Genomic DNA, 8785 nt, shown 5'->3' with positions numbered 1-8785 from the left:
GGCACACGTTCCCGCCGCAGGTCGAGGCCGATATGCAGGTGCTGCTCGACCGGATTTCAGGTACCGAAGTCACGCACTAACGAAATGAGCCAACTCGGGGCCCACCCGAGACCCGTATGGAGCAGGGACTGGCCGCAGGGTCGGCTGAGGCTGACGCTTCAACGACGAGACGACTGTCAGATCAACCCTCGTTGCCTGGCTTCGTCCTCGTCTTCTTTGATCGGGTCGGCGTAGATTGCGGCATCCGCGTGATTTCCTTCGCGTATGTGGCGGTCTCTCATTGATTTAAGAGTGCGTATCCGCTCTCGTAACTCGTCGTCGCTGAGCTTCGAGGGAGGACCGAACGGAGGGTGGCTGCTCATAGAGTCAATACTCGTCTACCCTCCGACTCCCGAGCAATAGCTGAGCCTGCGCCGTACGCCGGGTGACGAAATGGGCAGTGGCGGTCAGCCCAAATGCCCGCCTGGAACGCTCGTAACGCAAACCCCCTCGGGCAGAAGTCCGCGTCAAGTGCCGCAAGGCCACACCCCGTACATGCTCAGCAACTGACACGTGGTCTGTGCCTTATGTGGGCTTGGGATGTCTCCAAATCCAAAAGCCGAGCGCCTCGAAATACGCACTTAGCCGACGGATGCAGGCAATGGACCACAACTCAGGCCAGCTGACTGCTCCCCGCACCGAATTCTCGATATTGTCAATCTTGGGGATGTATCCGCCTTCGGATTTTAGGAGTGCATGTAATGCACTGAATAGATGATGCCCATTATGGTATGGTCGCCAGGAGCCCGGACTTACAAATTCAGTACCCATTAATTGAGATTCAATCCACTCTTCCACAAGTGAGGTGCTCTCCCCCTTGGCCGAAACGGGAAGCCTAGCGATAGCTGCTCTCTTAGACTTATTAATATCTAGAGAAACCTCCCCGCGAGCGTACAGTGCCACAATTGGAAAATCCTTCGTGGACAAGCCAATTCCGTACCGCTCGCAGTTGTATCGAAGGGCAGTCACCGGGCACGCGACATTTTCGATCGCCTCGATAGCTGTGGCGAATCCCCTCCTGGTGAGTTTTTCGCGGAAACCCCGTCCGTCTACATGACTTGCGCATATCCTGTCTGGAAGATGAGGAACATGAAGTACCTCGGAATCTAAATCATTAAGGTCAGTCGAGGTCACACCATATAACTCAACTCGAACATCGAAACTACGCTTGACATGGTCGGCATCGACGAGGGCGCCGACATTTTCCATGGACTCCTGAACCACAATTTCAATTACGCCGAGGGCATTCTCCCTCCCTCCCGCGATGAATAATTGGCAGGCCTCTTCAGATATGTGCGCATCTAAGGTTCGAACGTCTTCGACACCCTCTACCACCAAGAAAGCGCGTGTATCCTGGGGACGAAGCATCATCATGTCGGCATAGATGCTGTCGGCGGTGAGACCATCAAACATGTTTGACTGTGAACTCAATTACGCTCCTCATCGGGGGCGAGGTAGACCGCTTTTGAGCGCCACTTATCTACAATTTGGGGCGAATGTGTCGCAACAATGAAGCGCGCATTAGAAAGCAGCGCGATATTTTGCAGGTCGTTAAGGAATTCTCTCTGCCAACCTACATGGAGAGATATCTCTGGTTCGTCGATAAGTACAAGGGATCCGAATGTTGTTCTAAAGAGAAGCTCATAGAGCAGAACGAGTTCATGCTGCTCGCCGGACGATAACTGATCCGGGCTGATTTGCTCCCCTTCATCGGTTTCGAATATGAACCCTTCCGATGCGTCGATGCGCATAGTCTTATAGAGGAAGCGGCGATTGATAATGTCGCGAAGTAGCGTTATTTTTTGAAGCGTCTCATTCAGCACTCCTAGTTTCTTCGCTGTGTCATCCAGGTAAGTTTCGAGGACGCGCATTTCCGTAGCATTCAGTTCCGTGCCCTCAAGCGTGATGTCCGTAGTAGAGTCTAGGAGCGAGACTTCGGCCAGTCGGTTTCTCAGCAGCGTCTGTTCCCTGTACTGATCTAGCAACTCATTCGTTGTCCATTTCGGCTCATCCCGGCGCTCAAGTACGCGCTTTGGGAAGGTTCGATCGAGCTGTGATGAAATCCGAGCATTTTCTGCAAGCTTGTCTGAAATTATTCTTGCTATATCCCGAGAAAACTCCGCTACTGTAGATTCGCGCGTTCTGGCAGGTCTGCGTCGTGCCGCATAAACACCTGCGTCATCTGCAATTAAAAGCCGTTGAGTCTGCACAAATTTTACAGACAACCCAACAAGAAACTCAGACAGTTCCTTTGGGATTCCGTAAAGTGAGGCCAATATGTCCGCTAAACGACCCGGTCGAAGTGGCAGGTACCGAGAAAGGGCCTCTTCTGTGGTCAGGTACCGATCAGCGCGTGGATCGAGCCATTCATCAAATCCGACGCGATCCAGACCCAGCTCTACTTCAAGTAATTTCCTAATTTGCGCGCTTTTTAATTCGCTTTTTTCATTCTCGATTCCGGTTGACCGTCCGATCAGCCCACCTCCCCTAAACAGCATGAGTTGGACGGATCCACGTCCGTGAATTTGTCTATCAAGCGCCGACGCGGAGCGCAACTTGTGTCGTTCATTTTTCTTCCAGCCGTGCCTCCACACTTGCAGACGATGGCCGTCGGAAAAATTAAAATCGGCAACTTCGAAACGGATCTTCTGGCAGCGCCATAATTCTCCCGAAAGAACCGCTTGGGTCAATTGCAACAAGTGTGTCTTGCCGACGCCGTTGGGGCCATGAAGAATTACAAAACTATCCCCTTCGGGAAAAAAAACGTCATGATCGAATCGGCCTAGGAGACCCTTAACTCGAATGCGTGTTAAGTCCGGCATGGGTTGACCATACCGAAGAGTACAAGTTCTGAGCGCATGGACCTGTTGCTGTGTCTATGCCGGTAAGTAGCGCTGTCGCAAGCGAAATGCACCTCACGCAGGGCACGGGTCCGCAACCGCTGGGTATCGAGTGAGATAGCTCGGTATCGCGTGGAGAGTCACCAAGCGCCACGGCGACACCCCGCGCACACGACGGATCCCGTGGCCGCAGCACCCTGCAACGGGGAACCACAGCGACTACAGCGGGGCGTCTTCGGCGCGGGGGCCGGTTCGAGTGGGGCGGGCAAGGTCGGCGGCACAGGATCGTCGGGTTCCTCGTCCGCCGCGGTGTGGTTCTCGGCATTCCGGTCCTCGTCCCAACGCTCGTCGTCGTCCTCCTCGATTACTACAGGCGGGTCTATGCCCAGCAACCGCCGCATATCCGCTTTGACGTCCTCCAACTCCGCCTGAGCATGCACGTCCACCACCACCGGGGGCTTCACCAGATCGACGCTGTGCAGGCGGCGACGCGACTCTCCCAACCGCATCAACCCATCGACGATCCGCACCACCGCCCCCGGATCGTCACCCGGATTCAACACCTCCAACTCCGCGTACAGGCGGCGCGTCAACAGGTCGAGGCGGGCGTCCTCGAGCCGCCGCAGCTCCCCGGCAGACGCCGACTCCTGCCGGTTCAACATGCCCATGACTGCCCGGTATGCGGCACCGCGCGTCGAGTAGCCGCACTGTTCGGCGATCTGTTCGTAGGTCTTGCCTTTGGTTCGCAGTTCCACGGCCCGACGTTGCCGCTGCCGCGTGGATTCCTTCCGGCCGCGTTGTATCGCCATGCGTTCACTCCTCGTCGGGTGTGGTCACTGTGTCTGGGTGGTGTGGTCGGCGAGCCGCCGGGTGTGTTTGCGGGCGCCGCGGAGTGTGGCGCGTGCGCCGGCCAACCCGTCCTCGACGCGGCTGAGGGCGTCGAGGACGGGCTGAGGACCCGGCAGTGCAGTGCGGTCACCACCGGGGTTTTCCGTGGCCTCCCGGGAGGTGTCGAGGCCCCGGAAGTTCCGTTGCAGATCACAGAGGTGCTGGCCTATGTCGGCGAGCAGGGCGGCGAGATGGTCCACGTCGTCGAGCAGATCCACCGGGTCGGTTGTCATGCCGTCTCCCGGGAGCCTCGGCGGAGCAGGCCGGGTCGACGCGTGGGTTCGCTGTGCGCGGTGGCTTGTATCGCGATCCATTCACAGCAGGACCGGAGGGTGCCCCGGCGTAGTTCGACACCTTCCCGGTCGAGTGTGGGAATGAGGTTGTCGCGGTCGGCGGCGAGGGGATGGTCGAGTGGTGCGGCGACCCGCCACATGCGTTCCTCGATCGTTTCGGCGAGGGTGCCCCATCCGGCGGACCGAGACGTGCCCTGGTGGGGGACGCGGATCGGTTCAAGGACGACACCGAGTTTGTCGGCGCGGCGGCGGGCGGCGTCGAGCATGAGCCGTTCCGCTGCGACTTTCTCTTCGGCGCGGCGGCGTTCTTCCTCGCGGCGTTCCTCGGCTTCCTTGCGGGCCTGGGCGTATCCGGCGCGGTCGACGTGGATGCGGTGCCGTTTGTCGATGTGGGCGCGCAGCGCACCGATCCGGTCGCGGGTTGTTCGGATCAGCTCTTCGCGTTCCGCTGCGACTTCCTGCCGCCATTCGGGGGGGAGGTCGTCGTCGTTGAGCAGCGCATCTAACTCGACGTCCAGGTCGGGTCCGGCTTGCTGGGCGAGCACATCCCCGAGGTACAGCCGGGCAGGTTCTGGGATGTGTTGTGTGTCAACGTTTTTCATTAGTCTACTCACTTTCAGGCGATGGTGACGGCGAGGGTGACGCATTCCCAGGAGACGAGGACTTCCCGCTCGACGACGACGAGGCGTTCATTCCTGCGGTGGAACGGCCCGGTGGATTCGACGACAGGGCCGCGATGGACGACGACGGGGCCGGTGCCGAACAGGGTGTCGCCGAGATCGACGTACCCGGCACCGAATGCCCACTGGTTCCCCGACGGCGTGAGCAGTCGCGCACCGTCACGGACGACGAGGTTCACGGCGTGGGCGGCGGCGGCGAGGTGGGGTGCGGCGTGGACGACACCCGGGTATCCGAACTGGGCGAGCTGTTCCTCCACCGCACCGAGAGCGGCGACGAGGCCCGTCGCGGTGTTCGGTGGCCCGGCTTCGGCGGTAAGCACCGTGGCGGCGTGTTCCTCGACGTGGCGGCGTTCGTGCAGCCGCAGCAGTTGCCGTGCCCGGGCCTGTTGGTCGTTGAGGTCCGCGAGCAGGCCGCAATCGTCGGCGGCCCACACGACGAGGCCAGTGAACAGGTGGTCGGGTGCCCGGTCGCCGCCTTTCGGTTCGGCGGGTGGGCCGGCGCAGTATTCGATCGGCCACACCCCGGAGGGGCCGCAGTTGATGGACCGGACGAGCACACCGTCCGCGAGGCGGGTCGGATCGTCGCGGTCGAGGACGATTGCGACTTGGTAGAGGCCGACCGGGGCGGGGTTCGCAAGGACCGGTTCATAGATCACCGGCATGACGACACCCCCTCCAACAGCAGGTCAGCGAGACGACGACGGTTAGCGGGCGAAAGAGCATCCAGTTCCGGATCCAGGGCACGGCGCACTCTCCAGTAACGAAGCGCGTCGCGGGCATCGAGTAGCTCGGGATCGTCGGGTGGGCGCGAGCGGACCAGGGCGGCGGTCCGGGCAGACCAAAATGACGGCGAACGTGAGTCGGGTGAGAAGGTCATCATGGGTGAGGACCGTAGACCTGGGGTGTGCACGGCAGCCGCGATGCGCGCTAGCACCCTCCTTACCTGCCCCGATAGGGGAGAAGTTCCGCGGCCGAACGAAACCGCTCAAAGCCGTTCACCCCCGCCTACAGGTATGCCCACGCGACGTGTGGCGAGGATGGGTACCGCGAGCCGATCTGCGCTCTCGGACGGAACGGATCGGACTGTGGTGGGACAGACGTGATGAACAGGAAACCGGAACTGTCGAGGAAGCTCCCCACCACACTCCTCACAATGGGTAAAGAACTCCGATGCCATAGTGCCGTACCCGGCTTTCGTATCGACTCCCCTTCTTTTCCCTTCTATGCCCTCAGCGGAAAAGATGTTCTGAACTGGGGAAATGCCAGTCTTGATGTCCGCTTTTGTCGGACAGGGTGTCCCCTTTTCAAGGCTTGAGTGTCCGCCTTTGTCTGAGCCGGAAAAGGGGACATGATGTCCGCTCTTATCTGCGCCTTTCGCACATGAGCACTTCTGGTCGGGCGTACGAGGAAACAACCGGTAGCAGCTGGTCTTGTTCCCGCTCCCGAGTCCGGATTTGACGGAGAGCCAACCGTGCAATTCCAGGTGTCTCAGGACGCGTCGAGTCTGACGCTCGGAGAGCCCCGCCTGCTGCGCTAACTCCTTCTGGCGCTTCGGCGCGAACTGGTCCGGAATCTCGCACGTACGGTTGTCCGCGCGCCTCAGCAACGCGTGCATGACCGCGCGCTCTCCAGACTTGAGACGGGATCGCTCGACAAGCCTCTCAGCTTCGTTGCGCGTCATTCCGGAGCGTCGCACGACGCCGATATCGTCAGGTACAGCGCACAGTCGGGCGGCTGGGCCGACGTCGCCGGGGGTGGTCCCCCCGGCGGCGTCCCGCGTTTCAGTCATGATCTTGTCCTGCTCCCGGCGGCCGTCCCCTACCTCCCATGAGTTGTTAGGTGGTCAGTGCTTCGTCCGGGTCGAGACGCAACTCGCGTAATACCCACGCACTGGGCACACGTAGGCGGTGCCCGACGCGGATCGTAGGAATGTCCCCGATTCGTGCAGCGGCATACGCGCCGGATCGACTGATGCCGAGCGCAGTTCCCGCTGTCTCCACGGAGACTGTGGGAGCAGTTCGAAGCCGCTGGATGACGTCCATGCGATTTGTTCTCATACTCAAAAGTGTGACCCCATACGGCAGGGTTTCGATATAGTTAGAAATATGCCGACGCCCTCGAACAAAAGGTCACCACGCCGCCCTCCAGTCGGCGAAGTCATCGGCGCCACTGTCGCACCACGAGGCAACGACCGTCCGCCACGACCTATCACCGTTCAATGCGAGGGTCACGCGCACCACTACGAAATTGCGTGGGAGGACACCGAGAACGGACCTGTCATCACCGACCTGCGCATCTTCTCGCCGGACGGAACTCCTATCACGAAGCGATCCCTGGCAAGGATCAACCCAGACAGGATCGCGGCCGCAGCAAAACGGACAGACACCGAAGAACTAGCCGAAGCCGGACGGATGCTGAAGGAGTCGCTTGGAAACCTGGCCGAGTCATACGGCATGTCACGCAGCGGCTTCGAATGGACCGAGACCTTTCGGGGGACATCCGCAGGCTACCTCGCCGCCGCACGAAAGATCGGCACCCTCGATTCCCCTAGGCGGGGACGTCCTGCACTGCCTCCTGAGCACTTCGAGAGCGTCGCCGAACTGGCTCGAGAAGCCCATACCGCCGGTTCACGAAGCATCGCCCGTTACATCGCGCAACGCATGCCCTACGGAGATGGCAGCCAGCCAGCGATTGAGACCGTGAATGGCTGGCTCAAGCGGTGCAAAAAACTCGGACTCATCGAACCCGGTGAACTGAGGAAACCCAGGCAAGGCAAGGGAAAAGAACAATGAGCACGTCGCAGCATCGCACCCGCCGCGCCGAACCAATCAGCAAGCGTGTCCACGCTGACGGCACCACCGTCTACGAGTTTCGAGTTGATGTGGGCACCCGAGCTGACGGCACCAGAGACCGGCGCCGGCACACCTTCCCCACTCTCAGAGCCGCCCGCGCCGAATACCGCCGGATCACCACGGAGGTAGCCGCTGGCACTCACATCGCCCCGTCCCGCACAACCGTCGCCGAAGCCTGCGATGCATGGCTTGCAGGCAAACGCGATGTCCGCGACGTCACCCGCCGCGGATACGAGTACGCCCTGGTTCACGCCGTGCGCCACCTCGGCGGTCTACACCTCCAAGCCGTCACGAAGGCGCACCTCGACGAACTCGTCACCCACATGCTGTCGGGAGGATCACGACGCGGTACCCCGTTGTCGGTGCGCCAAGTTCAATTCACTGTGCGGACTCTACGAGCCGTGTTCGAGGATGCCCGTCGACAGGGACAGATTGCCCGCAACGTCGTGGAGTTGGTCGAGATGCCCCGTGCCACGCCACACACGATGCAAACGTGGACTCGTCAGGAGACCGCCCGATTCCGCCAGCACATCACCGACGAAAGACTCGCGGCGTGCTGGCTACTCACACTGTCAGGGTTCCGTCGGTCCGAGGTGTTGGGCCTCAACTGGTCAACGGTCGACTTCGAGCACGGAACCGTGGCCGTCGTTGCATCCAGGGTGCCGGTTGGCTCTGGTAAGGACACACAAACCGGCGCGCCGAAGTCCGCGCGTGGCCGCCGGGTCCTCACGGTGCACCCTTCGGTACTTGCGGCGTTGCGAGCCTTGAGAGCCACACAGGCGGCAGAAAAGTTGGCACTCGGCACCTGCTACCCGGACAGTGGCTTGGTAGCAGTGCACGAGGATGGACGCCCGATCCGACCTGAATGGTATTCCGACGAGTTCCGACGTCTGTGCGAGTCCGCAGGGGTGCGACCGATCCGGTTGCACGACGTGCGGCATACGTCGGTCACGTTGCAACTTGATGCGGGGCACCCGATCGCTGCCGTCGCGGCGTGGCACGGGCATTCAGCGGAAGAGATGTTGCGAACCTACGCGCACGCAGTTCAAGAGTCACTGACCAGTGCAGGGGCGACGTTATTCGAGGACTCCCCCGACGCCGTTTAACGTGGCCCATCCGGCTAGTTGGGCCATTCTTGGCCCACGGATACAAGTAGGCGACCCTTCCCCTAAGTGGGAAAGAGCCGCCTACCT

Annotated in this window: 8 protein-coding genes; 2 read left to right on the top strand and 6 right to left on the bottom strand. The window is 60.7% G+C overall.

From position 1 onward, the window contains the following. Nucleotides 1-564: 564 nt before the first annotated feature. The 6 genes from ACQR3U_RS22380 to ACQR3U_RS22355 form a co-directional block, all read right to left on the bottom strand. On the bottom strand, nucleotides 565-1470 hold the full coding sequence (locus ACQR3U_RS22380) for a hypothetical protein (protein WP_230811486.1): 906 nt from the start codon (nucleotides 1468-1470) through the stop codon (nucleotides 565-567). After that, nucleotides 1467-2861 (bottom strand): AAA family ATPase, encoded by a 1395-nt coding sequence (locus ACQR3U_RS22375; RefSeq protein WP_230811487.1) that lies wholly within the window; start codon nucleotides 2859-2861, stop codon nucleotides 1467-1469. The genes ACQR3U_RS22380 and ACQR3U_RS22375 overlap by 4 nt, the downstream gene beginning before the upstream one ends. A gap of 158 nt (nucleotides 2862-3019) precedes the next feature. Further along, nucleotides 3020-3688 carry a hypothetical protein gene (locus ACQR3U_RS22370; protein ID WP_230811488.1) on the bottom strand — a complete coding sequence of 223 codons (669 nt, stop codon included), beginning with the start codon at nucleotides 3686-3688 and terminating at the stop codon, nucleotides 3020-3022. Between the two features lie 24 nt (nucleotides 3689-3712). After that, nucleotides 3713-4000 (bottom strand): hypothetical protein, encoded by a 288-nt coding sequence (locus tag ACQR3U_RS22365; RefSeq protein ID WP_230811489.1) that lies wholly within the window; start codon nucleotides 3998-4000, stop codon nucleotides 3713-3715. Beyond that, the gene (locus ACQR3U_RS22360) at nucleotides 3997-4605 is read right to left on the bottom strand and encodes a hypothetical protein (protein ID WP_230811490.1); all 609 of its coding nucleotides are present in this window, start codon (nucleotides 4603-4605) and stop codon (nucleotides 3997-3999) included. Before ACQR3U_RS22360 ends, ACQR3U_RS22365 begins: the two co-directional genes overlap by 4 nt. Nucleotides 4606-4676: 71 nt before the next feature. Further along, complete coding sequence (locus tag ACQR3U_RS22355) at nucleotides 4677-5402, bottom strand: hypothetical protein (protein ID WP_230811491.1); 726 nt, start codon at nucleotides 5400-5402, stop codon at nucleotides 4677-4679. A gap of 1443 nt (nucleotides 5403-6845) precedes the next feature. Between ACQR3U_RS22355 and ACQR3U_RS22350 the strand changes: the two genes are divergently transcribed. Continuing rightward, the gene (locus ACQR3U_RS22350) at nucleotides 6846-7532 is read left to right on the top strand and encodes a hypothetical protein (RefSeq protein WP_230811492.1); all 687 of its coding nucleotides are present in this window, start codon (nucleotides 6846-6848) and stop codon (nucleotides 7530-7532) included. Further along, nucleotides 7529-8698, top strand: coding sequence for a site-specific integrase (locus ACQR3U_RS22345; protein WP_230811493.1), 1170 nt, complete (start codon nucleotides 7529-7531; stop codon nucleotides 8696-8698). Before ACQR3U_RS22350 ends, ACQR3U_RS22345 begins: the two co-directional genes overlap by 4 nt. Nucleotides 8699-8785 lie beyond the last annotated feature (87 nt).

Source organism: Rhodococcus sp. IEGM1339 (assembly GCF_050321925.1).
GTDB lineage: Bacteria > Actinomycetota > Actinomycetes > Mycobacteriales > Mycobacteriaceae > Rhodococcus > Rhodococcus pyridinivorans.
The sequence above is the reverse complement of the archived record's forward strand: the minus strand, read 5'-3'. Positions and strand labels throughout refer to the sequence as shown.

Excerpts from the sequence above, each read along its gene's own strand:
- ACQR3U_RS22375 (WP_230811487.1), bottom strand. The coding sequence starts at position 2,861 with ATGCCGGACTTAACACGCATTCGAGTTAAGGGTCTCCTAGGCCGATTC.
- ACQR3U_RS22370 (WP_230811488.1), bottom strand. The coding sequence starts at position 3,688 with ATGGCGATACAACGCGGCCGGAAGGAATCCACGCGGCAGCGGCAACGT.
- ACQR3U_RS22365 (WP_230811489.1), bottom strand. The coding sequence starts at position 4,000 with ATGACAACCGACCCGGTGGATCTGCTCGACGACGTGGACCATCTCGCC.
- ACQR3U_RS22355 (WP_230811491.1), bottom strand. The coding sequence starts at position 5,402 with ATGCCGGTGATCTATGAACCGGTCCTTGCGAACCCCGCCCCGGTCGGC.
- ACQR3U_RS22350 (WP_230811492.1), top strand. The coding sequence starts at position 6,846 with ATGCCGACGCCCTCGAACAAAAGGTCACCACGCCGCCCTCCAGTCGGC.
- ACQR3U_RS22345 (WP_230811493.1), top strand. The coding sequence starts at position 7,529 with ATGAGCACGTCGCAGCATCGCACCCGCCGCGCCGAACCAATCAGCAAG.